We start from the raw sequence: 25,331 nt of genomic DNA on the forward strand, positions 1-25,331 counted from the left end.
TTGCAATACATCAAATGTCTTAGGTTTATAATACAGTTTTATGAAAAGCTAGGCTTATAATAAAAAAGCAAGTAGTATACCTAAAACAATCATCGAAACTTTGGCAACATTGAACTTATGTCCTTCGCTGCTTTCGAAAATAATGGTCGATGAAATGTGGAATAAAATTCCGATTACGATGGCGGTTATTTCAGTGTAATATTCGTTTAAAATGGGTAAAAAGTCAGATGCGACAGTGCCCAGAGGTGTCATAATTGCAAAGGTTAGCATAAAAGCAAAAATGGCTTTTTTGTTTAGACTTGCATTGATAAAAAAAGTCGTTAGGATTACAGCAATTGGCAAATGGTGAATCGCAATTCCGATAGCCAGTCCATGATGATGACTTACAGGAAATCCTTCTAAAAAGGCATGAATGCAAAGGCTTATGAAAAGGAGCCATGGGATCTGAGACATTTTTGCATGCCCATGCACGTGTCCGTGTTCTGCGCCTTTTGAGAAAAACTCAAGAATGATCTGGAATAAGATTCCGATCATTATAAAAATACCTATATTATGATTGTGTGCTTCGTAAACTTCAGGTAAAAGATGCATTACGGTTAGCGACAATAAAAAAGAACCGCTGAATGCCAGCAGTAATTTTAGATTGGTTTTGCTTTTTGGTTTTAAAAACAAAGCCACAATATATCCTACAAGTACAGAAAATAAGGGTAATAGATAATTCATTTAATTTAGTTGAATCGTTTAATTGTTTAATCGTTCAACCGTCGATTTGTTTATTCGATAAACGGTTAAACAAATTGCCGATTAAACATACCAATCTATTTAAAAATCATGATTAATCGTTCGCTTTCGGTTTTATGGAATTTTTTGAGTTTGTAATCGCCAAAAATATCTAAGAGATAAATTCCGGCTTCATCCATTAAATCCTGAAAATCTTTTAAGGTTAAGGCTTTTACTTTTTCTGTAAAGTGGTATTTTCTGCCCTGATCTTCAAAATCTATTTCTTTGAAAATATGTCCGTCTTCAACGTATCTTTTGATGTGAAAATCAATTCCGTCAACGGTTTTTACTTCTTCGGGAACCAGGGTTTCGATAACCTGATTTACATTCATGAAATCAATTACGGCAAAACCATATTCTGATAAGCTTTCTTTGATTGCTTTTAAGGTGGTCAGATTGTCATCGTCATTTTCGAAATAACCAAAACTGGTAAACAAATTGAAGATTGCGTCAAATTTTTCTTCAAAAGGTTCACGCATGTCATGTACCTTAAAGTGGAGAGTTTCGTTACTGTTTTTACTGGCTTCGGCGATACTGTTTTCAGACAAATCGGCTCCCAAAACGTTATAACCTAACTGATTTAAATAAATAGAATGGCGGCCTTTGCCACATGCTAAATCCAATACTTTTGCTTTTTCAGGCAAATTTAGATAATGTGTAAGGTTGTCCATGAAAACCTGAGCTTCTCTGTAATTTCTATCTTTATATAAAATATGATAATACGGAGTATCAAACCATGATGTAAACCAGTTTTCGGTGTTACGATCCTGATTAGGTGTTGACGGGTTGGGTGCTTCAGACATTTATTCTATTTCAATTAATTCAAAGTCCGGCAAATTTAGTGTATTTTTGCCTAAAAATAACTATTTCGCAATGATACATGAAACATTGTTGCGTTATTTGGAATGTTTTTAATGCAGATTTGATTTGACTGAAAGTCTGTTTTAATTCAATTATAACGATGGAAGAAAATTTTAGAATGATTGCCAAATGTTTTTTTGGTTTTGAAGAGATCTTAGAAGCCGAACTGAAAGCTTTGGGCGCACAGGATGTCGAAAAAGGGGTACGAATGGTAAGTTTTAAGGGCGATAAAGGTTTTATGTACAAAGCCAATCTGTCACTTAGAACAGCGCTTAAGGTTCTAAAACCAATTTATTCATTCAGAGCCAATAATGAGCAGGCGTTATACAAGGGGATTTCAGGTGTAAACTGGTCGAAATTGCTAAATGCTAATCAGACTTTTGTGATTGATGCAACGGTTCATTCTACTTATTTTAACCATTCTGAATTTGTTTCTCAAAAATGTAAAGATGCTATTGTAGATCAGTTTAGAGAAAGAACCGGGCAAAGACCAAGTATCGATAAAGCATTTCCGGACTTAAGAATCAATGTTCATATTGATAAAGACCAGGTTTCTGTTGCTTTGGATACTTCCGGAAATTCACTACACCAGCGTGGTTACAGAACTGCAACTAATATTGCACCAATTAACGAAGTTTTGGCAGCCGGAATTCTTTTATTGTCAGGCTGGGATGGGCAAAGTCACTTTTTAGATCCAATGTGCGGTTCAGGAACTTTTTTGGCGGAAGCAGCTATGATTGCGTGCAATATTCCGGCAAACATTAACAGAAAAGAATTTGCTTTTGAAAAATGGAAAGACTGGGACAATGATTTGTTTGACACAATAGTTGACAGCCTGATGAAAAAAACGAGAGAATTTCATTATACCATAAAGGGATTTGATAAAGCGGCAAGTGCTGTTAGCAAAGCCAAAGACAACATCAGAAATGCAAATCTTGAAGATTATGTAACGATTTCTGAAGATAACTTTTTTGATACTGAAAAAGAAACAGAGGGCAAGCTTCACATTGTTTTTAATCCGCCTTATGATGAGCGTCTGGATATTCACATGGAGAGATTTTATGCTAATATAGGTGATACTTTAAAGAAAAATTATCCGGGGACAAATGCATGGTTTATCACTGCAAATCTGGAGGCTCTGAAATTTGTTGGATTAAAACCTTCAAGAAAAATAAAACTTTTTAATGGAAGCCTTGAAGCCCGTTTGGTTAAATATGAAATGTATGAAGGAAGTAAGAGAACTAAGTTTCAGGTATAAAATTAAGCTCCTAAGATTCTAAGCATCTAAGGAGCTAAGAATTAATAAAAACAACAAAAAAAGATTAAAATTAATTATAAGATTCTGGTTATGCTACTAATTTTAACTTAACATCTTAGTGCTTCAGAATCTTAACAACTCCAAAAAAAATGACAAAATTACAAGTAAGAGCGTTTTTGTATCAATTAGGATGTTTCGCTATTTTATTTATTCTTGGGAGATTTGTAATTGCAGAATATACAGGAATAACCGGAATCTGGATTCCATTGACGGCTTTTATAGTTGCAACGCTGGTGGCTCCTCAGTTTAAAGCTTTGAAAACCAAAGATGGCGAAAAGCTTTTTATGAAATGGATTTTTATGAAAGAAGTTAAAGAAATAGGGAAGTAGTAAATATTCAGCTTTAATAAAAAACCACGAATTCAGAGTTTAATGTTCTGAATTCGTGGTTTTATTTTTATATAGCTACTTTTTAGTTTCTTTTTTAGTTTCCGGAATTACGGTTTTTTTATAAAGCGGAATAAAATACGAAACGGTATAATTAAATCCGATTCCGAAACTTCCATCGTAAGTTCTGTTGAATCCCGGGATATAAAGACTTTCAAAGTTATCAGGATCTTTCTTCGCTAAAAGTAATTTTAACTGAACACCAAATCCAACAAAAACATTGTTAAAAACTTTGGCTTTCATTCCTGCTGTAACCTCAGTCCATGCAGCCGTTAAACCGGTATATTTTTGACCGTCGGCAATTGGTGGCTGTTCTCCCCAGTAGGGATTGGAATTGTAAATTTTGTAACTGTTTAATTGCTGGCTATAAGTACTGAAACCGGCACGTAAGCCTACTGTTATAAGGTTTTCCATATCCAGCCAGTTTTCGTACATATTATAGTCAAAACCTCCTTTTATATATGTTCCTGTTGCGGTCGAATTTAATCGGTCATCATCAGTGGTTTTGTCTTCTATACCAAGTTCTGCCGCCAGATAATAATTTTTGGTAAGTCGAAAATCCCCAACAAATTCTATCCCTTTGTAATCTTTGTCATATAAGCCTTTGGTAAGTTTGAATAAATCAACACCTACACGCAAGCCGTAGCGGTCTTTTTTTACCGGGACACTGTCTGTTATGGTTTCTGTTACAGTTTTACTGGTTTCAGATTTCTTTTTTCCCTTGGCGGGTTCTTTTAGGGTCGTGGTTGTAGATGTTTCCTGTGCCTGAATGCAAATGAATGAAAACAATAAACAAATACTAAAAAAATACTTTGACATGTGTTTCATTTTCAAATTCAATGTTAGGATTATTTACCTGAATATTTTGCATCCAGAAGCTGTCTGAGCCAGAATCTGTGCTCTCAATAGGAAGCTGGGTAAGTAGCTGAAAAAGAGTTTTAAAACCACAAGCTCGTGAAACATATACATTTTCTCGGGTGTAATTGAACTTCACCTGATCGGTATTGGTAAGTGCAGGATTACTACTATCGGCATTCAGTATAAAGGTAAAAGTTGAGGTATTCTCAAATGTTTTCAACGGAATAGCAATAGAATCACCACTTGTCAGGTATTTTGTTGTTTCATCGCCTGCTTCGTTAAAGATAATACCTTCATCCTGTCCTTCACCAATTACTTTCAAACGGGTTACACTTTTCTTAACCGTAGGGTTTGTGATATCATAAAAAGATATTATCAGCCGCGGAGTTGTCGGTGTATTTGCATCACAAATATCATCTTTTTCACAACTGGATAATCCAAAAGTAAAGACCAGTAAAAAACACAGTATTTTTTTCATTTATAATTTATTATCGAAGTTCTAAAAGTACAACATTTTCTACATGGTGCGTCTGAGGGAACATATCTACAGGGCGAACACGTGTAACTTTGTATTTTTCGTCCATTAAAGCCAGATCTCGTGCCTGTGTTGCTGAGTTGCAGCTTACATAAACTACTTTTTCAGGAGCAATTTTTAAAATTTGTTCAACAACATCCTTATGCATTCCGTCTCTTGGAGGATCCGTAATAATAACATCCGGTTTTCCATGTTGTGCAATAAAAGCTTCGTTGAAAACAACTTTCATGTCTCCAACAAAAAACTCACAATTTGTAATGTTATTGCGTTCAGCATTGGCTTTAGCATCCAAAATTGCTTCCGGTACGCTTTCTACACCAATTACTTTTTTAGCTTTTTTAGAAACAAACTGCGCTATTGTTCCGGTTCCTGTATATAAGTCGTATACAGTTTCGTTACCTGTAAGTCCGGCAAAATCGCGTGTTATTTTGTACAATTCGTATGCCTGGTCTGAGTTGGTCTGGTAAAATGATTTGGCATTGATGCTAAATTTTAAACCTTCCATTTCTTCCAGGATATAATCTCTTCCTTTGTAAAGTTTTATATCCTGATCGTAAATCGTATCATTTTGTTTTGAATTTACGACATATTGTAACGATGTTATTTGTGGAAATTTTTCGTAAAGATGATCTAAAATCAATTCGCGTCCGGCTTTATCATTTTCAAAAAACTGAATTAAAACCATAATTTCGCCTGTTGAAGCCGTACGGATCATAAAAGTTCTCAATAATCCTGAATGTTCTCTGGGATTAAAGAAAGCTAAATTATTTTCGTTTGCAAAATCTCTGATTTCGTTGCGGATTGCATTTGAAGGATCTTCCTGTAAATGGCATTTGGTGATGTCCAGAATTTTGTCCCACATTTTCGGAATATGAAAACCTAAGGCATTTCTGTTGCCAAGATCTTCTGTGCTTCCAATTTCTTTTTCGGTTAACCAGCGGCTGTTCGAAAAAGAAAATTCCATTTTATTTCTGTAAAAAAATTGTTTTTCAGAGCCTAAAATATCTTCAAATTCCGGCAATTCAATTTTCCCAATTCTTTGCAGATGGTTTTTTACTTCATTTTGTTTAAAAAAAAGCTGCTGGCTGTATTTCATGTTTTGCCATTTGCATCCTCCGCAAACACCAAAATGCTCGCAAATTGGATCTACACGGTGTTGTGATAATTCATGAAATTTAACGGCTTTTCCTTCGTAATAAGCTTTTCTTTTTTTAAAAGTCTGTACATCTACTACATCACCCGGAACCACATTCGGAATAAAGATTACTTTTCCATCAGGAGCTTTTGCAACTGATACGCCTTTTGCACCGGCATCTAAGACTTGTATTTGATGAAAGACAACTTTGTCTGTATTTTTTCTTCCCATAGCGCAAAAATAAGGGTTTATAAATTTAATTTTTAAAATATTTTATCAAATTCTATAAATAACATCGTTTAATTCGCTTTAAAAGCTAACTTTGTTTTATCAAATGCTTCGATAGCCCCATTTTAAGTCTAAGTAATTGTTCTGATGTATGAAGCTGTACCATAATCTTTCGAAAATTGGCTTTTTAAAAAAAAGTTATGCATTCAAATTTCTTTTTGTTGCTTTTATAGGTATTCATATTCCTTTGATCGGAATTTTATTTTTTGTGTTGTATTTTGATAGCACAATTCCGGCATCGTCAATTTTAATTTTTTCTTTAATTATGACTCTGTTGGCAACGGCCGTTACACTTTTGGTTTTAAATCAGTTGATTAAGCCGATTGCTGTAGCCTCAAAATCATTAGATGACTACAGAAATGAAAGAAAATTATCGGTTTTGCCTACAGAATATAGTGATGAAGCGGGTTTGCTGATGAGCAACATTCAGGAATCTATCTTTGAGGCTGAAAGTTTTATTAACGAAAAGCAGGACCTCATTTACATGTTGTCGCATGATTTGAAAAACTTCGCAGGAAATCCTCAGGGGCTTGCGAAACTTATTATGGAAGAAAAACCCTCTGAGTCAATTAAGGACCTGGCTGAGCTAATTTGCGAGTCCACCAATCTCCAATTTCGCTATATTGAAAATTTTATAAAATTGCTCAAAGAACAGGATCAGGTTGTGAAAATAAATCAGGAAGCCCGAAAAATTTCGTTTCCTGATGTGCTGGATTTTGTCAATGAACAGGTTGAACAGCGTCTTATTGATAAAAAGATTAGCCTGAATGTCAATATAGAAACCGAAGAAGCCAAACTTAAAATTGATGAAGGTTTATTGATTCAGGTTTTAGTCAATTTAATCAGTAATGCGGTTAAGTTCTCTTATTTTGACAGCGAAATTAAACTTAGGATTTTTACTGAAAACACTTCTCTGGTCATAACCGTTTCTGATAATGGGATTGGTTTCAGTCAGCATCAGATTGAGGAATTATTTAAGAAATTTACCAAAATGAGCCGACTGGGAACTGCCAACGAATCTTCAACCGGAATAGGTTTGTACTTGTGTAAAAAAATTATTGAAAGAAATAAGGGAAAACTAACGGCTTCCAGCGAAGGCACAAACAAAGGGGCTGAGTTTAAAATAGTATTTGAAAACTGCTGATTAATTTCTTTTTATCAATTCATAATTGACAATTGTAAAAAAGTAAAAACACAAATCGGCTGTAATTTTACCAAAAATAATTCCGAAGAAATAATTCCCAAAAAGTATCGGCATCCAGTACATACAAAAAGGGCGGATTACCAAAAAATCCAGAAAGGCAGGATAACCAAATTCCAAAATCAGATTTTTTACAAGCCTGAAAATTTCGTGTGTAGAAGTTTTTTTGTTTAAAAGGCTGTTTTGTTTTTGTAATTTTTTATACGAAGAAAATAAAATCACACTGTAAAAAGCCAGGTATTCCGCAAAAGTAATCAAATAGGCAGTCGTGAGTCCGCTATAAACTTTGCTGAAAAGTGATGTTGTAAGTGCGGCACTTGTACTGGCTAATTCAGCATATTTGTATCGGTCAAACCATTCTTTAAAATTTGATTTTGTAAGCATTATATTTAGTGTTCTAAGAAAAAACTAAGATACTAAAAAGAGATTTTAAGTATCTTAGAATTTTAATATCCACAATTTTCAGCAACTTGTTTAGAAGTTACCAAAGTTGATGTACAGAAGGTTTTATATATTCTTCGTAAATTTTATTCATAGCTTCAAATTTTTCAGAAGATAATTTAGGTAAATTATAAACTGATAAATTGGATAATACATGACTTTCTTTTGAAGCTCCCGGAATAATGCAGCTTATGTCTTCAAAACTCAAAATCCATTGCAAAGCATAAGGAGCCAAATTTGCCGCTTCCGGAAATAATGCTTTTAATTCCTCAACAGCTTTAAGTCCTAATTCGTAATCAATGCCTGAGAAAGTTTCTCCTTTATCAAAAGCATCACCGTTTCTGTTGAAATTTCTGTGGTCTTGTGGTTCAAAAGTGGTTTTTGAATCAAACTTACCGGTTAAAAGTCCACTTGCCAAAGGAACTCTTGCAATAATACCGATATCTTTTTTCCTTGCTTCAGAGAAAAATAATTGTGAAGGACGCTGACGGAACAAATTAAAAATAATCTGAACCGTTGTAACATTCGAATATTCGATAGCTTTTAAGGCTTCTTCGACTTTTTCTACACTAACGCCAAGATTTAAAATTTTCCCCTGCTCTTTCAGACGGTCAAATAATTCAAAAATTTCAGGGCGATAAAAAACTTCAGTAGGAGGACAGTGTAACTGAATTAAATCGAGTGTTTCTAATCCCAGTCTTTTCAAACTGTCTTCAACATATTTTTGAAGTACTTTTGGCTGGTATCCTTCACTAACATGCGGATTAATATGCCGTCCGCATTTTGTGGCTACATAAATACGTTCCGATCTCGAACGAACAACTCTTCCAACAGCGGTTTCACTTAGACCATTTTCATAAACATCTGCAGTATCAATGAAGTTGACTCCATTGTCGATTGCAGTGTTTAAAAGTTCGTCGGCAGTTTTGTTGTCAAAAGCCGATCCCCATTTTCCTCCAACCTGCCAGGTTCCTAGTGAAATTTCAGATATATTAAAATTGGTTTTGCCTAATTTACGATAGTTCATTTTTTTTAGTTTCAAAGTTTCAGAGGTTCAAAGAAGCAAAGGTTTCTTAGAGAAGTTTTTTTTAAAACTTTGTACCTCTGAGCCTCTGCAACTTTGAACCTTTTTTAGATTAATCAAATAAATCAGAAGATAAATAGCGGTCGCCACGATCGCAGATAATTGCTACAATAACACCAGATTCTAACTGTTCTGCTATTTTTACAGCAACAGCTACAGAACCTCCGCTGCTCATTCCGGCAAAAACGCCTTCCTCAAGCGCTAATCTTTTGGTCATTTCCCTTGCTTCTTCTTCACTTACATCCACAACCGTATCAACTTTTGATGCATCAAAAATCTTTGGTAAATATTCCTGTGGCCATTTACGGATTCCCGGGATCTGAGATCCATCGCTAGGCTGGGCTCCTATAATCTGAATATTTGGATTTTTTTCTTTCAAATAAGAAGAGGTACCGATAATGGTTCCGGTTGTTCCCATTGCAGATACGAAATGAGTTACAGTACCCTCAGTGTCCTCCCAAATTTCCGGACCGGTGGTTTTATAATGCGCTTTCCAGTTGTCATCATTCGCAAACTGATTTAACATTACATAGCCACCTTCGGCTACTTTTTTGTCGGCGTAATCACGTGAACCTATGATGCCTTCACTGGCAGGGGTCAGGATAACAGTTGCGCCATAAGCCCGCATGGTTTGTGTGCGTTCTTTTGTAGAATCTTCGGGTAAGACTAATTCTATTTCAACCTGAAATAATTGTGCAATCATCGCAAGGGCAATTCCTGTATTACCGCTCGTTGCTTCAATTAGTTTGTCTCCTTTTTTAATGTCGCCTCTTTCCAGAGCAGATGCAATCATGTTATAAGCCGCTCGGTCTTTTACACTTCCGCCCGGATTGTTTCCTTCTAGTTTTAATAAAAGTTTTACTTTTTTATTTTTGACCAGATTGACTGTTTCCATTAAAGGAGTGTTGCCAATCAGGTTGATTAATTTCTGTGGTTTCATTCTATTTTTTTTCTTTTATTTTAACTTCGGTTGTAGTGGTGTTCAGAACGACAGAATCTGCCGGAATAGATTTGGTTACCCACGCATTTCCTCCCACGACACTATTTTTGCCAATAACAGTTTCGCCTCCCAAAATAGTCGCATTTGCATAAATACACACGTTTTTTTCGACAGTAGGATGTCGTTTGGCGTTTTTCATTTCTTTGCTTACGCTTAAGGCGCCCAGGGTAACTCCCTGGTAAATTTTGACATGTTTTTCGATTACGGCTGTTTCTCCGATAACAATTCCGGTAGCGTGATCAATAAAAAACGGAGAAGCAATTTCGGCTCCGGCATGAATATCCGTTCCTGTGATGCGATGCGCATATTCGCTCATCAATCTTGAAAATAATAATAAATCAAGTTTGTATAATTCATGGCTTAATCTGTAAATCGCAATCGCATAGAAGCCAGGATAGCCTAAATAAACTTCATCGATACTGTTTGATGCAGGGTCGTTTTCTAAAATATATTCGGCATCCTGATTTAGCTTTTCTAAAACTTCGGGTAGTTTTTCCAGAAAAAGGTCCCACATTGATCCGCATAATTTTTCAGGCTTTTTACAGGCAAGAACAGCAATTTCCTTAAAACGAAATTCAAGTTCATAAAGGCTTTGATCTAATGCGGCATTTGAATCAAAAAGGGTATAAAAAAGCTTTTCGGTAAACTCTTCTGTTTTGGTTTTAATACCGTAATTTATATTTGAATGGCTTTTCAAAGCTTTGATGTTCTGTATGATGAGATCTTTTGACACAGTTGTAAAATTGAAAGGATAATTTGAAACGTTAAAAGTAAGGTGTTTTTTGTAAATATAGGTATGAATTCTTTAAAGAATTTTTCAGCTGAGCATCCTATTTGTGATAATTAAAAGAGTTTTTTAAGGCGGATAATTTATAAACCTATTAAGAAGTTAAATGCGTAAATTAGCAGGTAAAACAACGTAAAAATGAAAAATGCCCACACTTTTAAGAGTGCTGTCTCCAACCAGTCATTTCCTATATCCGAAAGAGTATCAGCAAAATCCATACACGATCCTGTTTTAGGGCTGATTGTCGAAGACCATCCTTCGTTTTGTGATAGTGATTTTATTTCTTTTAGTGAATTAAACACCTACCGTCAAAAATATATATCAAATTATTTGTCTACTGAAATTGGAGCACTTTCAGATCTTGAAAAAAGTGTTATTTCATCTTTAAAAGAGGATAAGTCTATTGTAAGTATCGTTGAAGATGAAGATGAGACTCGGAATTTTGGGCAAAAAATAGCCGATAAGGTAGCAGATTTTGGAGGAAGCTGGACTTTTATCATCTCGTTTTTGCTTTTTATCATCTTTTGGATTGGCTCTAATGTTTATGTTTTAATGAACAAAGGTTTCGATCCGTATCCTTTTATTTTACTGAATCTGATTTTATCCTGTATTGCAGCTTTGCAGGCTCCTGTAATTATGATGAGCCAGAACCGTCAGGAGGAAAAAGACCGAAACCGTGCGAAAAAAGATTATATGATTAATCTGAAATCGGAACTTGAAATCAGAATGATTCATGATAAAATTGATCATCTGATTATGCATCAGCAACAGGAATTAATTGAGATTCAAAAAGTACAAATTGAAATGATGAATGATATTTTAAACCAGATTAAAAAGTAATTGCGGGTAAAAAATTACAAATTAAAATGTTTATAATAATATCCGCCAATCATAAAAAAGCCATTTGCAATAGCAAAAAACCACAGTAATTTTTTATGGTTTTCTGATTTTTTCAAAAAGTAGAGTAGTCCGAAAAAAAGAAAAAAAAGAGTAGTGTAAATGGCCGGATACATTTTAAAAGCATCAAAAAAACGCCCTTCAAAAAGTAAGAATAAAGACCGCTGAAAACCACAGCCCAAACATTCAAAACCAAACAATGTTTTGAATAAACAGGGTAGCATGTATTTTTCTAATCCCATGGTTTTTCTTTAATTATAATTTTACAAAATTATCGAATATGCTTTAAATACGCAGAGTGGTATTTTAAAGTTTCTTATTTTTGATGTCTTATATAAAATTATGAAAACTTTTAAAATTTTAATAATGGCAGCCGCAATTTCAGTTGCCTTATATGAACAGGTTTCTGAAGAGAAAAATATCTATATAATGGTAATTGCTATTGCTGTATTTATGTATGGTATGATGCAGCTGAGCGCAAAAACACCAAGTAAAAATCAGGAAAAAGAAGAAGAAGATGCTGAGTAAAGGAGATAAGGTTTCGGTTTTGGATGAAGCCATAAACGGTACAGTGGTTTCGGTTAATAATAATGAAATTTTGATAGAAACTGAAGACGGATTTATGATGACATTTTTTGTTAATGAATTAATTAAAATTCAGGATTCCAGTAACTTAATGAATTCTATTAAAAGAGTTGATTTAGATACTGTTTCAAAACAAAAGGAAGAACCTAAACCAAGGAGTTTTGTAAAAGAAAAAAAAGATAAACGCGAAATTGGGGTTCCGGAATTTGATTTGCACATCGAAAAACTGGTTCCAAATAAGCGCGGAATGTCGAATTATGATATTTTGACGCTGCAAACAGAAACGGCAAAAAGACATATTGAATTTGCTATTAAAAATCGTATTCCGAAGATTGTTTTTATTCATGGAGTTGGCGAAGGAATACTAAAAGCAGAACTTGATTTTTTATTAGGCCGATACGAGGGCTTAGATTTTCAGGATGCCAATTATCAAAAATACGGGCTTGGAGCTACCGAAGTTTATTTTAGACAGAATAGATAATTTGTTGTGAATTATAAAAATCAGGTTTATAACTGCATAAAAAATCGTCCTGCTTTACTATTGACTATTTGTTGAATTAGTAGTAAAGCAGGACGATAAATTTGTAAGAAAAAATATTTTTTACAGATTAGTTATTTGTAGTAATCAGCTCTCCAAAGACAAACCCGTTTCCTAAATTGAAACTTGCATTTCCATTGGTTAATTCTACATTTTTAAGTACAATAACATGTTTGAACGCATTTCCTAATGTTGTTGTTGTTACTTCAATTATACCACTTTTATCGGCAACACCATTCACACCTTTCCACGTTTCCTTAATAGTAGGTGTGGTCGGAGCAGTTGTATTGCAGAAATAAGCGTCATTAATAAAACCACCATAAACAGTATAGGTTACAGAATTGCTGGTAGGTGCATTAATTAATCCTGTTCTTGGCTGACCTACAGGTGTGGCTTCGTTTACAATAAGACCAGAGTCTATGTTGTCTATTGTAAGAGAGGTCATGTTTCCACTGTTATACGTGTAGATTTGTTTAGAAACAGGGCATTGTTTAGGAGCTTCGGTAAAAGTAAGATTTAAGTCGGTAGCATCTGTTTCAAAAGTACCAAAAACAATTTCTTGCTGCACTTGATCGCCAGCTGGTTTAGAATAGGTAATACCCGTAATAGTGATCGTGTGGGCATAGGCTGTTATTCTGGTACTGTTATCTGTCTGGTTAAGATTAGTTACTGTTTTTGTGCTTATTGTAATTTTTCCTCCCAGAGCATACCATTCATTGGTTGTGTTTGGAGTCGAAGGTCGGATAGCATCACAAATGTTGGCCGTAGCAACCGGTCCGTCATAAGCCCTGTACACTAATTTGAAAGTAGTATTGTTAATGTCGAATACCTGTTCTCCAACTTCGTTTTTAAGAGTGTTTTCAGGCATTTGCAGCAATAAACTTTCCTGATTCTTTAACTTATAAAGCAATTCGTAGGTATCTGTGCAGTTTTGTATTTTTATACTAGGGTCACTAAAATCAATTATTTCAGGAGTTAAATCACCATCGTCGCATCCATTTAGCAAAAGTGCGAATAAAAGCAGGCATGCATATTTTTTCATCGTAATTTTATTTGCGTCAAAAATAGTGAAAAATTTCGCAAATGATATTTAGACAATCGATATTTCATAACTTTGCCACAATGAAAAAAGTATACCTCGATAACGCTTCTACAACAGCCATGAGACCTGAAGTTATTCAGGAAATGATAAAAACGATGACTGATGATTTTGGGAATCCGTCATCAACGCATAGTTTTGGGAGAAATGCAAAAACTATTATTGAGCTTTCCAGAAAAAACATCGCTAAACATTTAAATTGCTCTGCACAGGAAATTATTTTTGTTTCAGGAGGAACCGAGGCAAATAACTGGATCCTTCGTTCGGCTGTTGAAGATTTGAAAGTGGAACGAATTATTACTTCCAAAACAGAACACCACGCCGTTTTGTATACCGTTTTGGCCTTACAGTCAGATTATAATATTCAGGTAGATTATGTTAAAATCAATACCGATGGGAGTATCGATTTGACACATTTGTCTAATTTGTTATCCGATGAAAAAAAGACTCTGGTAAGCCTGATGCATGTAAATAATGAAACAGGAACAATTTTAAGTTTGGACAGAGTTGGTGTTATTTGTAAACAATATAATGCTTTGTTTCATTCGGATACAGTGCAGTCTGTCGGAAAAACTGAAATTGATCTGCAAAAAATATCTCCTGATTTTATTGTTGCCAGTGCTCATAAATTTCATGGTCCTAAAGGAATTGGCTTTGCATTTGTTCGAAAAAATTCAGGACTGCAGCCTTTGCTTTTTGGGGGAGAGCAGGAAAAAGGATTGCGTGCCGGAACTGAAGCTGTACATCAAATTGCCGGAATGGCAAAAGCTTTGAGTGTATCGTATGAAAATTTAGAAACAGAAAGAGAGTATATTTCCGGTTTAAAAAAATATCTGATAAATCAGCTGGAAGTTCATTTTCCTGACTTCAGGATTGTGGGGAAAAAGGATGATTTTTATAATATTATCAATATCATTCTTCCTTTTTCGAAGGATAAAACCTCCATGCTGCTCTTTAGTCTGGATATGAAAGGAATTGCTGTTTCCAGAGGGAGTGCTTGTCAGTCAGGAAGTATAAAGCCTTCGCATGTGTTGAAAGAAATGCTTTCGGAGACCGATTTGAAATTACCGAATCTCCGAATTTCATTTAGTCATTACAATAATCAGGAAGATATTGACTGGATGATTGAGAGTTTGAAAACTATTTAAAAGCTGCTAAGATACTAAGTTGGTGAGGTCATAAGTTTTTGTTTAAGGGTTTAACCCGAAAACTTGAAACCTGAAACCTGAAACAAAAAAACTATTTGCGAATTACTTTTACCTGTGAATCATTTGTTAGTTTTATAATTGTAGACGGTTTTCCGGCAATTTTATCGTGATATAAGTTTACGACATAGTCGACTCCTTTTACAATTTCAGGATTAATGTCTTTGAAAGCAAGTGGTGTAGGTTGTCCTGAAATATTAGCAGAAGTAGAAACCAATGGTTTTTTCATTCTTTCCAGTAATTTAAAACAAAAAGGTTCCTTTACCAGGCGTATTGCTAAAGAATTATCCGAGGCCACAATATTTGGAGCTACATTGCGTGGTTCATCTAGTATTAAAGTTGTTGGTTTTTCAGACAAATCGAGAATTTGCCAGGCTACTTCGGGAATGTTTTTAAAAACATTGTACATCATTTTTTCGCCATTCATCAATACAATCATGCTTTGTGTTTCTGCACGTTGTTTTAGTTTATATATTTTGGAAACCGCTTCCGGATTTGTAGCATCACAGCCAATTCCCCAAACTGTGTCCGTAGGATAAAGAATGATGCCGCCGTCTTTGATTACTTCGAAAGCTTTATGTACTTCTTCGTTAAGATTTTCCATTTTATATTAGAATTGAATATTTTAAAGTGCAAATAAACGAATAAAAAAAGTGAAATTCCAGTGCTTTATCTGTGTCTAAAATAATTTACTGTCATCAGCTTTTTAATTAACTATAATCTTTTAGGTTTCTTCTTCTATTATACTATATTTGCTCTTAATAAAAACTTAAATTTGTGTTTAATAATTGTTAAAATCTGTTAAATAAATAAGCTGCAATAAATTTATAAAGCATCATGACAGGAAAAATTCAGGTTGGTTATTTGGTTTCGTATGATTATGAAATGTTAAAAATTTCATTACCAACAATATATAATCATGCTGATACGGTTTTTTTGGCCATTGATATAAACAGAAATACATGGAATGGGGGTAATTTTACAATCAAGGATTGTTTTTTTAAATGGCTAAGGGATTTTGATGTTGATAAAAAAGTAGTACTTTATGAAGATTGTTTTTATATTAAGGGGCTAACAACAATGCAATGTGAAATTAGAGAACGAAAAATGCTTTCTGAGAAAATGGGCATTGGAAACTGGCTTATTCAAATTGATTGTGATGAATATTTCGTTGATTTTAAAAAATTTGTAAAAGATTTACGTAAGTACAATTTCTATATTGAGAACCCGCTGAAAAAACCTATTCAGATTGCTGCTTTTTGGCTTATTTTATATAAGTATACTCCAGATGGAATTTTGTATGTGGATCAGCCAGCCAAAGCCATTTTTGCAACAAACAATCCTCAGTATGTAGGAGGGAGAAGGATAAAAGGACAAGTCATTTACACTAATAATATAGTTTTGCATGAATCATTGTCGAGAACAGAAGAAGAATTGCGTTTTAAATTTGAAAACTGGGGACATAATACAGATATAAACAATGATTTCCTGAAAAAGTGGATTAAGGTCAATCAAAATAACTATAAAGAGTATAGCGATTTCTATTATATTGAACCCGAAAGATGGAAAAAACTGGATTATTTTCCAACAAAAGATATGAATAAGATTAAAGAAATTGTCGAAATATCTAAGAGCTTAAATATTTCTAAAAAAAGATTACTTTTTAGGAATTTTGGACAATGGTTTAAATTTTCCTTTAAATAGATAATGTATCAACTATAAAAATACTAATCTTCGAACCTTAATATTCAATGTAATTTTTTTTGGATAAGGTTTTTACCAAAATATTTTTTCTTATTAAAGTAACTATTAAGCTTATTGACGGGTAAAATTCCCTCAGGTTAATTTCGTGTTATCTGTTTCAAGTACTTTGATCAATTTTTTATCGTTTCCTTTCGATTTTTTTGGGTTTACTTTCTTTTAAAAAGAATTTTAATAGTATGCATTTGATATTATTAAATAATAGCACTCTGGTGTAGTTTTTTGTAAGTTTACTCATTTTTTGTTTGTTAGTTTTAAAACTATTTTAGTTTTAACTTTGCAAAAAAATAACAGTATTAATTATAATTTAGCCTTTATTTTAAAGTCATTCAATGAAAAATTTTAAGCGTTTTTTAAAGTATTTAACCCCTCATAAGAAAAATTTAATAATAAGTATCATCTTCAATGTTTTGTATGCGCTTTTTTCGGCTATCTCAATGCTTTCCCTTTTTCCATTAATGAAAGTACTGTTTTCCGATGGAGAAAAAGTACATGTTAGGCCAGTATACGAAGGATTCAAAAGTATCGATAAACGTTATTTAGAAGATTCTTTAAATTACTTTATAACTCATAATACGGAAACAAAAGGCGCTTTAAGTACATTAATATGGATGGTTGTATTTGTTTTGACTACTTTCTTGCTGAAAAACCTTTTCAACTTTATTTCAATTGTATATATGACGTATTTGAATAATGGAATTTTGAAAGATTTGAGAAATGACGTTTATCAAAAAGTAATTAGCCTGCCGGTTTCTTTTTTCTCCAACGAAAGAAAAGGTGATTTAATATCAAGAATGACTTCAGATATTAATACAATAAAAACTGCTTTTATGAGTATTTTAATGATGGTAAGTGAACCACTGACTATTGTATTTACTTTGATATCAATGGTTTTGATAAGTTGGAAACTAACCATTTTTGTGTTTCTTTTTCTTCCTGTTTCTGGGGTTTTAATATCAAGAATGAGTAAATCGATCAAAAGTCAATCGGGAGATATTTTTTCATTAGAAGGACATTTGTTGTCTGATATAGAAGAAACACTGGGCGGAATTAAAGTAATTAAAAACTTTACATCAGAGAATTTTTTCATACGACGCTATTTCAATTCAACAGAGTTTATCAATAATCTGAATAACAGAATTGGGGTTAGAATGAGTTTGGCGGGTCCTATGAGTGAGTTTTTAGGGATTTTGGTAATCTCTATTTTATTAGTTTATGGTGGATCACTGGTGCTCATTGACGGGTCTATGAGCGGAAGTGCCTTTATTGCTTATATGGGATTGGCATATCAAATATTAACACCGGCAAAAGCGATAACAAAAGCAAATCAGGCCTTAATGGGAGGAAATGCAGCTTATGAAAGAGTTGCCTTTATTTTAGACGCAACCAATCCGCTAAAAGACAATCTTGATGCTATAGAGCTTACTGAATTTAAAAATGAAATTAAGTTTACCAATGTTTCGTTTAAATATGATTCTGAATATGTTTTGAAAGATTTTAATCTAACAGTTCCAAAAGGAAAAAGAGTAGCATTGGTTGGAGAATCCGGAAGCGGAAAATCAACTTTAGCAAATTTGATTACCAGACTGTATGATGTTACAGAGGGAAGTATCACTTTTGATGGTGTGAATATCAAGGATGTTACTTCAAATTCGCTAAGAAAACAAATGGGAATTGTTGCTCAGGATTCTATTTTATTTAATGATTCTATTGCAAATAATATTTCTTTAAGCATAGATAATCCAAATATGGATGCCATTATAAGTGCAGCAAAAGTGGCTAATGCGCATAATTTTATTTCAGAATTTCCGGAGCAATATAACAGTCCGGTAGGAGATGGCGGAGGAATGCTGTCAGGAGGGCAACGACAGAGGGTGGCTATTGCTCGTGCTGTGATGAAAAATCCTCCTATCATGATTTTGGACGAGGCAACATCTGCATTAGATACTGAATCTGAAAAATTAGTACAGGTTGGATTAGAAAACATGATGGAGAACAGAACTTCAATAGTTATTGCGCACCGTTTGTCTACTATCCAAAATGCCGATTTGATTGTGGTAATGAGTAAAGGACGAATTGTAGAACAGGGAACTCATGAAGAACTATTGAATATGAATGGGAATTATGCTAATTTAGTGAGTTTGCAGTCTTTGGAGGTGAATTAGAATAAATATTATAACACAATAGCAGAATGACAAAAGTACTTTATTTTTATTCCGAAAACCCTTTGTTTCTGACGCAGGGAAATAATACTCGTGCTATGGGTTTGTTGAAGTATTTTAAGAGTAAAGATATTTCAGTAGATTTTGTAGGGGATCCTATTTATATTAATAATTTGCATTTTGATGAATTAAAAAATCAAAAACTTATTACGAATGGTTTTTTATTAAAAGAACTTCGTAAAAAGAAAAAGAAAATCCAAAAAATATTTAAAAAGTTAGGTTTGCTCAAAATAATTGAAAAGACTAAAGTTTTAGACAGATTGAGAGCTAATCATCAGGAAAGTTTTGATGAAATTCTTAAAAATAATGAATACGATTATATTGTAATATCATATGTTTTTTGGACAAGACTTGTTGAAAATAATAAGCATATAAAAAATGCAAAATTAATTATTGACACACATGATTTTATTACGCCTCATTTTAAGAATGATAAGGAATTTAAATTAGGAAAGTATTTTGAAGAAGAGATTAGAAGTTTATCTTTTTTTGATAAAATTTTAGTTGTTTCAATTGAAGAGAAATATATTTTTGATCAGTTCTTAGACAAAGAAATACATCTAATCAGCCATCCTGAAGAAATTAAACAGAAATCGGAAAAAGAACTTTATGATGTGATTTACGTCGCTAGTAATAACGTACATAATGTGAAGTCTGTAAAATGGTTTTTTCAAAAAGTTTATCCATTATTATCGAAGGATATTAAAATTTGTGTTGTCGGAAAAATAAATGATAATGTGCCGGCAGCTTTAGAAAATGTTTACAATATTGATTATGTAGATAATCTTGAAGATGTATATAGTGTTTCTAAAATAGCTATTTGCCCGATGTTGTCAGGTACAGGTGTTAAAATCAAAGTAATTGAAGCTTTGTCTTATGGGTTACCAATTGTATGTAATGAAAGAGGTGTTGACGGTTTGTTGAATAAGACTAATAACGGATGTTTAGTTACTAATGATGAAAAGACATTTGCTTCACATATTGAAAAATTGATTTCCGATAAAGAGTTTTATAATTATCATTCGGTTTTAGCAAAGGATTATTTTTTAGATAATCACGAGAAAAATAAAACATATGATAAGTTGGATAAAGTCTTTTTAAGTTAAGCTAAAAGTATTATAACGCTCGAATTGTATAGTAGATCAATTAGATAAAAAAAATAATCGGAATTATGGTTGCGAAGAAGATTACAATAATTACTGTTAATTATAACAATCGTGAAGGTTTACAAAAAACGATATATAGTGTCTTAGACCAAAAATTTCAGGATTTTGAATTTATTATTGTTGATGGAGGAAGTACAGATGGTTCAAAACAAATAATAGAAAATTGTGATAGAGTTGATTATTGGATTTCGGAAAAAGATTCAGGAATCTATAATGCAATGAACAAAGGTATTAAGGCAGCTACAGGTGACTATATAATTTTCATGAACAGTGGTGATTGCTTTTATTCTATAAATGTTTTAGATACTATAAAGAACGAATTTGATAATAATATTGATATATTATTCGGAAATGCTTTTTTTGTAACTACAAATAAAAGATTTGAAGTTGAATACCCGGATAAATTAAATTTTTCGTTTTTTTATACAAATTCATTGTGCCATCAGTCTACTTTTTATAAAAGAGAAATTTTTGATGGTAATTTATATAATGAAGATTTAAAGATTGTGTCAGATTGGGAATTTAATATTAGGAATATATGCTTAAAAAACAAAAGTTATAAGCATATTAATGTAATTATTTGTGATTATTATTTAGATGGAGTTTCGCATCATCAAAAAGAATCCGATCATAACGAAAGGAAGATTGTTCTGGAAAAACACTTTGGAGCATTTATTGATGATTACGAAAAAACTATTGAAAAATTAGCAGAACATAATAAGCCGCTGATAAAAGATCTTAAAAAAAGCGCTTCAATTACTAATAAAGGATATGTAAGTGAAAAGAGATTAAATCAATTGTTATTTATTAGTCAAAACAATAGGTTTTCTTACAAAATAATAAAAGCATTTATAACTATTTCTCTCTTTTTTAATTCAAAAAAGAAATTCTCTTAAAACTTGTCTAACTTTAAAACAAATATAGCTGATCTTATAGAGTATTAACATTAGATTTTAAGGTTACGGATTGTTAAACATTATTTATGATTAAAATACTTATTGATCCCCAGATTTTTAATATGCAAACTTATGGCGGAATTTCAAGATATTATACTGAAATTTTTAGTCGTCTTAAAACAAATAAAGAGCTTTCTATTATACTCCCTATCCATACTACAAACAATTTTTATATTATCAATAGCGGTTTGTTGAAACAAAAGGAACTTATTACATATTTTATAAGTACTTTAAATGCTTTAGGAATTAGTACTCGTTCGTTAAATAGAAAAATCAACAAAAAAAAAATCAAAGAGTCTTTGAAGAATGCCAAATATGATTTGGTGATACCTACTTATTACGATCCCTATTTTTTAGCAGCTATTGATGATACGCCTTTTGTTTTGACTGTTTATGATATGGTTCATGAGTTAATGCCTCAATATTTTACTGATGATCCCTGGAATGTGATTGAAAATAAAAAGGAATTATTAGAAAAAGCCACAAAAATCATTGCTGTTTCAAAAAACACTAAAAAAGATATTATTAAATTTTATCCTAATATAGATGAATCCAAAATAGAAGTCATTTACCACGGAAATTCAATTCAGGTAAATGAAAATGTAGTGGTAGATTTACCGGAAAATTATATCTTATTTGTTGGTTCCAGGGATTATTATAAAAATTTTTATTTTTTAGTCGAATCAATAAAAGATTTATTAATTAAGGATACTACATTAAAAATAATCTGTGCAGGTGGTGGTCGGTTTAAAGATGAAGAAATTGAGTTTTTAACGAAAAATGGTGTTCTGGATAAGGTTGAGCAAAAATATTTTGAAGAGGAGCAATTAGGTTTGTTTTATAAAAATGCCAGATGTTTTGTTTTTCCTTCCATGTATGAAGGTTTTGGAATTCCGGTTTTAGAATCCATGGCCTGTGGGTGTCCAATTGTGTTGTCTAATAGTAGTTCTTTTCCTGAAGTAGCTGGTGATGCCGGGATTTATTTTGATGTTTCTAGCAAAGAAGATTTAATGAACAAGATTGTTTTGGTACTAAATGATGAAAAATTAAGGAATAAGCATATTTTAAAAGGAATAGAACAGGCGAAAAAATTTGATTGGGAAATTGCTGCATCACAGTGTCTTGAACTTTATAAAAAAGCAATAAATGGTTAAGCTGACTATCATTACTGTAAATTATAACAATAACCTAGGATTGATTAAAACTATTGAAAGCATTATTAATCAAACGTGGACTGAATTTGAATTTATTGTTATTGATAGGAAAAGTACTGATGAAAGCCTTTCAACCATAAAAAAATACGAAAAATATATTACCCATTGGGTTTTAGAAAAGGATGAAGGAGTTTATGATGCTATGAATAAAGGCATTCAATTAGCTAAAGGAAGCTTTGTGAATTTCATGAATAGTGGTTCTTATTTTTACAGCAATACAATTCTTAAAGAAATTCATCATAAATTTAAAAGCGATATAGGGATATTGTATGGGGATTCATTTTATTTTAATGAAACAGGTCATGAAAGTATAGAGAAAACACCTTCAAAATTAACATTTTCGCATTTTGTTAATTCAGGAATCAATCATCAGGCAAGCTTTATTAAACGGGATTTGTTTTTTAAGTATTTTATGTACAACGTGGAATATAAAATTTCTTCAGACTGGGAATTTTTTATTTATGTGTTATGTAAAAAAAATGAACCATATGAACATTTGCAAAAAACGATTTGTTATTATGATTTCTCCGGAATATCAGCAGTGCCTGAAAATTTGCATATATATCACGAGGAAAGAGATGCAATAATGAAAAAACATTTTTCATGTTTTTATGAAGATTTAGGATATTACAATACTGTAATTGACAGAAGAATACGAAAAGTTTTAAGAATACAGAACAATAAAGTATTATGGAGTGTCATGAAGTTTTTTATCTCAGTTTTTATTTTTATCCTGCCTAAAAAAAAACTTGTTTAAATAAAATCACCTTAAGCAATGCCTCCAAAAATTTCCATAATTACAATAAATTATAATAACACAAAAGGTTTAGAAAAAACCATTAATAGTATTATACATCAAACTCAACGCAATTATGAATTTATTGTTATTGATGGCGGAAGTACAGATGGCGGTAAAGAATTAATTGAAACATATTCTGATAAAATAAATTATTGGGTGTCAGAACCGGATTCTGGAGTTTATAATGCCATGAATAAAGGTATAAAAGCTGCAACAGGGGATTTTATTATTTTTATGAATAGTGGCGATACTTTTTATGAAAATACGGTTTTAGAAAAAGTAAATCCTTTATTGATAGACGACTTTGATATTTATTACGGGGATAATTATAAGGTAAAACAAAACTCTAAGAGAAAGAAAACATATCCCGAAAAATTATCTTTTTCTTTTTTTTACAATAGCTGTATAAATCATCAGGCAACCTTTATAAGAAGACAGCTTTTTTTTGATTATTTCTTTTATAATGAAAAATTCAAAATAGTAGCAGATTGGGAGTTTTTTATCTATACTATTTGCGTAGAAAACAGACCCACTAAGTATTTGAAAATGACTATTTGTAATTATGATTTTACAGGTATTTCATCCAAAAAAGATAATAAATCTATTGCTGATTCAGAAAAACAAATAGTGTTTGATGAGTATTTCTCTCTCTTTGTCGAAGATTATAAATTAGTAAGTATGATCAAATCAAAAAGAATGCAGCAGATTCTTTACATCAAAACATTCCGAATTCCATGGAAATTATTTAAAGGGATTATTAATTTCTTCGCACTCTTAACAAAAAAATAAATACGATATTGATTAGCAAAAAAAATAATATTATTTGCGCAACCATTTAGACAAATAAGGCTCTTATATAAAACACGTCCTTCTTTTTAAAAAGAAATTTTGTTGTTTAAGTCGTTTGTAGTGCAAATATTAATAATTTTGTTAAGGTCAATTAAATTATCAGCAATTACTGTTAATTATAACATGCATATTACAACAAATTTGATTAAAAGAACGTTTAGTTAAATTAGATTGCAAGTTGTTATTTACAAATTTATAATTTAGAGTTGTGAAATAATTTTTTGATATTCTCAATTTGTGTATAAAAAAAATAACTAATATGAAGAAAATTCATGTAGGTTTTTTGTTGTCTTATGATTATGAAAAGCTAAAACTATCAATTCCGCCTGTTTACAATTCCGCTGATAAGATTTTTATTGCAGAAGATAGTAATAAAAAGACTTGGTCTGGAAATGAATTTGTTGTTGATGATTCTTTCTATGAGTGGTTAAAAGAATTTGATGTAGATAATAAAATTGAGTTTTATAGAGATAATTTCTATGTTCCGGAATTAACAGCAATAGAAAATGACACAAGAGAACGACATTTACTTTCTTTAAAAATGGGAATTGGAAATTGGCTAATTCAGATTGATAGTGACGAATATTTTATTGATTTTAAGGGTTTTGTTTCGAATCTAAGAAAGTACGATCACTATCTTGATGAACCCGAAAAAAAGAAGGTTCAATTCGCTTGTTTTTGGCTGATTATTTATAAATATACCAAAGAAGGAACCCTTTTTGTAGACAAACCAATGAAATCTGTTTTTGCGACTAATTATCCTAATTATAAATGCGCCAGACGAACTAATGAAAGGACAATTTATTTTGATAATTTAGTTTTGCATGAATCCATTGCCCGAACCGAAGAACAACTTGTTTGTAAACTCAAGAATTGGGGACACAATCACGAAGTAAATGAGAATTTTCTAAATAAGTGGTTGATGGTAAATGAAACAAATTATCATCAGCTTGAAGACTTTTATTATATAAATCCAAAACGTTGGAAAAAATTAAATTATTTGCCTACCAAAAGATTTGAAGATATAAAAATGAATGTTAATCTAAAATCTAACCTTCAAATCTCAAAACAATATTTGATGTGCAAAAATTTCGGTCAATGGTTTAAGTTTTTATGGAAAAATAAAGATATACGGTTGGAACTTTATTTTAGGACTCATTTTTTTGATAAGCTTAATTATAGAATTACACAGTTTTATATGTCTGACCAGAAAGAGATTTAGAAATTCATTTTAAGCTGTCTTTACCAAATTTGATAGTAGTCGGATTAAATAATATAATTTCCAAATTGTTATAAAGTAATAATTTTATGAAATTGATTTTCAACAAAAAGCCATTGCATTTAGCAATGGCTTTTTGTTGAAAAA

Annotated in this window: 27 protein-coding genes; 15 read left to right on the forward strand and 12 right to left on the reverse strand. The window is 32.1% G+C overall.

The genetic code is table 11. The annotated features are described in order from the left end of the window. Positions 1–54: 54 nt before the first annotated feature. Positions 55–723: a ZIP family metal transporter gene (locus AAEO57_RS16990; RefSeq protein ID WP_341694228.1), complete on the reverse strand. Its 669-nt coding sequence runs from the start codon at positions 721–723 to the stop codon at positions 55–57. A 95-nt stretch (positions 724–818) separates the two neighbouring features. Then, positions 819–1,583 carry a class I SAM-dependent methyltransferase gene (locus AAEO57_RS16995; protein ID WP_341694229.1) on the reverse strand — a complete coding sequence of 255 codons (765 nt, stop codon included), beginning with the start codon at positions 1,581–1,583 and terminating at the stop codon, positions 819–821. A 158-nt stretch (positions 1,584–1,741) separates the two neighbouring features. Here AAEO57_RS16995 and AAEO57_RS17000 point away from each other — a divergent pair, with 158 nt between their 5' ends. Beyond that, positions 1,742–2,899, forward strand: coding sequence for a THUMP domain-containing class I SAM-dependent RNA methyltransferase (locus AAEO57_RS17000; RefSeq protein ID WP_341694230.1), 1,158 nt, complete (start codon positions 1,742–1,744; stop codon positions 2,897–2,899). 149 nt (positions 2,900–3,048) lie between these two features. After that, positions 3,049–3,288, forward strand: a complete 240-nt coding sequence (locus AAEO57_RS17005) for a hypothetical protein (protein WP_341694231.1) — start codon at positions 3,049–3,051, stop codon at positions 3,286–3,288. Positions 3,289–3,363: 75 nt separating this feature from the next. Here the strand turns inward: AAEO57_RS17005 and AAEO57_RS17010 are convergent, their stop codons facing one another. Genes AAEO57_RS17010 through rlmD form a run of 3 tightly spaced genes read right to left on the reverse strand, consistent with a single transcriptional unit; the run spans position 3,364 to position 6,104 of the window. Continuing rightward, positions 3,364–4,164: a DUF6048 family protein gene (locus AAEO57_RS17010; RefSeq protein ID WP_423972153.1), complete on the reverse strand. Its 801-nt coding sequence runs from the start codon at positions 4,162–4,164 to the stop codon at positions 3,364–3,366. Next, a complete protein-coding gene (locus tag AAEO57_RS17015; RefSeq protein WP_341694233.1) occupies positions 4,145–4,681 on the reverse strand; it encodes a DUF6452 family protein in 537 nt (178 codons plus the stop codon). Before AAEO57_RS17015 ends, AAEO57_RS17010 begins: the two co-directional genes overlap by 20 nt. Before the next feature lie 10 nt (positions 4,682–4,691). Beyond that, positions 4,692–6,104 (reverse strand): 23S rRNA (uracil(1939)-C(5))-methyltransferase RlmD, encoded by a 1,413-nt coding sequence (rlmD, locus tag AAEO57_RS17020; protein WP_341694234.1) that lies wholly within the window; start codon positions 6,102–6,104, stop codon positions 4,692–4,694. Between the two features lie 148 nt (positions 6,105–6,252). Here rlmD and AAEO57_RS17025 point away from each other — a divergent pair, with 148 nt between their 5' ends. Further along, the gene (locus AAEO57_RS17025) at positions 6,253–7,305 is read left to right on the forward strand and encodes a sensor histidine kinase (RefSeq protein WP_341694235.1); all 1,053 of its coding nucleotides are present in this window, start codon (positions 6,253–6,255) and stop codon (positions 7,303–7,305) included. Here the strand turns inward: AAEO57_RS17025 and AAEO57_RS17030 are convergent, their stop codons facing one another. From AAEO57_RS17030 to epsC, 4 genes are all read right to left on the reverse strand, one after another. After that, the gene (locus AAEO57_RS17030; RefSeq protein WP_341694236.1) at positions 7,306–7,746 is read right to left on the reverse strand and encodes a hypothetical protein; all 441 of its coding nucleotides are present in this window, start codon (positions 7,744–7,746) and stop codon (positions 7,306–7,308) included. A gap of 97 nt (positions 7,747–7,843) precedes the next feature. Continuing rightward, positions 7,844–8,830 carry an aldo/keto reductase gene (locus tag AAEO57_RS17035; RefSeq protein ID WP_341694237.1) on the reverse strand — a complete coding sequence of 329 codons (987 nt, stop codon included), beginning with the start codon at positions 8,828–8,830 and terminating at the stop codon, positions 7,844–7,846. A gap of 109 nt (positions 8,831–8,939) precedes the next feature. Next, complete coding sequence (gene cysM, locus AAEO57_RS17040) at positions 8,940–9,827, reverse strand: cysteine synthase CysM (protein ID WP_341694238.1); 888 nt, start codon at positions 9,825–9,827, stop codon at positions 8,940–8,942. A 1-nt stretch (position 9,828) separates the two neighbouring features. Then, positions 9,829–10,620, reverse strand: coding sequence for a serine O-acetyltransferase EpsC (gene epsC, locus AAEO57_RS17045; protein WP_341694239.1), 792 nt, complete (start codon positions 10,618–10,620; stop codon positions 9,829–9,831). Positions 10,621–10,812: 192 nt separating this feature from the next. Between epsC and AAEO57_RS17050 the strand changes: the two genes are divergently transcribed. Continuing rightward, on the forward strand, positions 10,813–11,514 hold the full coding sequence (locus AAEO57_RS17050) for a DUF1003 domain-containing protein (protein ID WP_341694240.1): 702 nt from the start codon (positions 10,813–10,815) through the stop codon (positions 11,512–11,514). Positions 11,515–11,528: 14 nt separating this feature from the next. Here the strand turns inward: AAEO57_RS17050 and AAEO57_RS17055 are convergent, their stop codons facing one another. Further along, entirely contained in the window at positions 11,529–11,813 is a 285-nt protein-coding gene (locus AAEO57_RS17055; protein WP_341694241.1) for a DUF2752 domain-containing protein, read from the reverse strand. A gap of 100 nt (positions 11,814–11,913) precedes the next feature. Between AAEO57_RS17055 and AAEO57_RS17060 the strand changes: the two genes are divergently transcribed. Both AAEO57_RS17060 and AAEO57_RS17065 read left to right on the forward strand, forming a co-directional pair. Then, a complete protein-coding gene (locus tag AAEO57_RS17060) occupies positions 11,914–12,099 on the forward strand; it encodes a hypothetical protein (RefSeq protein ID WP_341694242.1) in 186 nt (61 codons plus the stop codon). Continuing rightward, positions 12,089–12,637: a Smr/MutS family protein gene (locus tag AAEO57_RS17065; RefSeq protein WP_341694243.1), complete on the forward strand. Its 549-nt coding sequence runs from the start codon at positions 12,089–12,091 to the stop codon at positions 12,635–12,637. The genes AAEO57_RS17060 and AAEO57_RS17065 overlap by 11 nt, the downstream gene beginning before the upstream one ends. Positions 12,638–12,764: 127 nt before the next feature. On the opposite strand, the gene AAEO57_RS17070 is transcribed toward AAEO57_RS17065, so the two are convergent. Next, complete coding sequence (locus tag AAEO57_RS17070; RefSeq protein WP_341694244.1) at positions 12,765–13,736, reverse strand: hypothetical protein; 972 nt, start codon at positions 13,734–13,736, stop codon at positions 12,765–12,767. An 80-nt stretch (positions 13,737–13,816) separates the two neighbouring features. Here AAEO57_RS17070 and AAEO57_RS17075 point away from each other — a divergent pair, with 80 nt between their 5' ends. After that, a complete protein-coding gene (locus tag AAEO57_RS17075; protein WP_341694245.1) occupies positions 13,817–14,941 on the forward strand; it encodes a cysteine desulfurase family protein in 1,125 nt (374 codons plus the stop codon). Between the two features lie 91 nt (positions 14,942–15,032). Here AAEO57_RS17075 and AAEO57_RS17080 read toward each other — a convergent pair whose 3' ends face one another. After that, entirely contained in the window at positions 15,033–15,602 is a 570-nt protein-coding gene (locus AAEO57_RS17080; RefSeq protein WP_341694246.1) for an L-threonylcarbamoyladenylate synthase, read from the reverse strand. 233 nt (positions 15,603–15,835) lie between these two features. On the opposite strand from AAEO57_RS17080, the gene AAEO57_RS17085 reads away from it, so the two are divergent. From AAEO57_RS17085 to AAEO57_RS17120, 8 genes are all read left to right on the forward strand, one after another. Continuing rightward, a complete protein-coding gene (locus AAEO57_RS17085; RefSeq protein ID WP_341694247.1) occupies positions 15,836–16,702 on the forward strand; it encodes a hypothetical protein in 867 nt (288 codons plus the stop codon). 389 nt (positions 16,703–17,091) lie between these two features. After that, positions 17,092–18,924, forward strand: a complete 1,833-nt coding sequence (locus AAEO57_RS17090; protein ID WP_341694248.1) for an ABC transporter ATP-binding protein — start codon at positions 17,092–17,094, stop codon at positions 18,922–18,924. Positions 18,925–18,950: 26 nt separating this feature from the next. After that, positions 18,951–20,087: a glycosyltransferase gene (locus AAEO57_RS17095; protein ID WP_341694249.1), complete on the forward strand. Its 1,137-nt coding sequence runs from the start codon at positions 18,951–18,953 to the stop codon at positions 20,085–20,087. A gap of 65 nt (positions 20,088–20,152) precedes the next feature. Further along, entirely contained in the window at positions 20,153–21,043 is an 891-nt protein-coding gene (locus AAEO57_RS17100) for a glycosyltransferase family 2 protein (protein ID WP_341694250.1), read from the forward strand. Between the two features lie 86 nt (positions 21,044–21,129). Continuing rightward, a complete protein-coding gene (locus AAEO57_RS17105; protein WP_341694251.1) occupies positions 21,130–22,257 on the forward strand; it encodes a glycosyltransferase family 4 protein in 1,128 nt (375 codons plus the stop codon). Next, a complete protein-coding gene (locus tag AAEO57_RS17110) occupies positions 22,250–23,074 on the forward strand; it encodes a glycosyltransferase family 2 protein (RefSeq protein ID WP_341694252.1) in 825 nt (274 codons plus the stop codon). The genes AAEO57_RS17105 and AAEO57_RS17110 overlap by 8 nt, the downstream gene beginning before the upstream one ends. 18 nt (positions 23,075–23,092) lie before the next feature. Further along, positions 23,093–23,905 (forward strand): glycosyltransferase family 2 protein, encoded by an 813-nt coding sequence (locus AAEO57_RS17115; protein ID WP_341694253.1) that lies wholly within the window; start codon positions 23,093–23,095, stop codon positions 23,903–23,905. A 319-nt stretch (positions 23,906–24,224) separates the two neighbouring features. Next, positions 24,225–25,187 carry a hypothetical protein gene (locus tag AAEO57_RS17120; RefSeq protein ID WP_341694254.1) on the forward strand — a complete coding sequence of 321 codons (963 nt, stop codon included), beginning with the start codon at positions 24,225–24,227 and terminating at the stop codon, positions 25,185–25,187. Positions 25,188–25,331 lie beyond the last annotated feature (144 nt).

This window comes from Flavobacterium calami, assembly GCF_038290035.1.
GTDB lineage: Bacteria > Bacteroidota > Bacteroidia > Flavobacteriales > Flavobacteriaceae > Flavobacterium > Flavobacterium calami.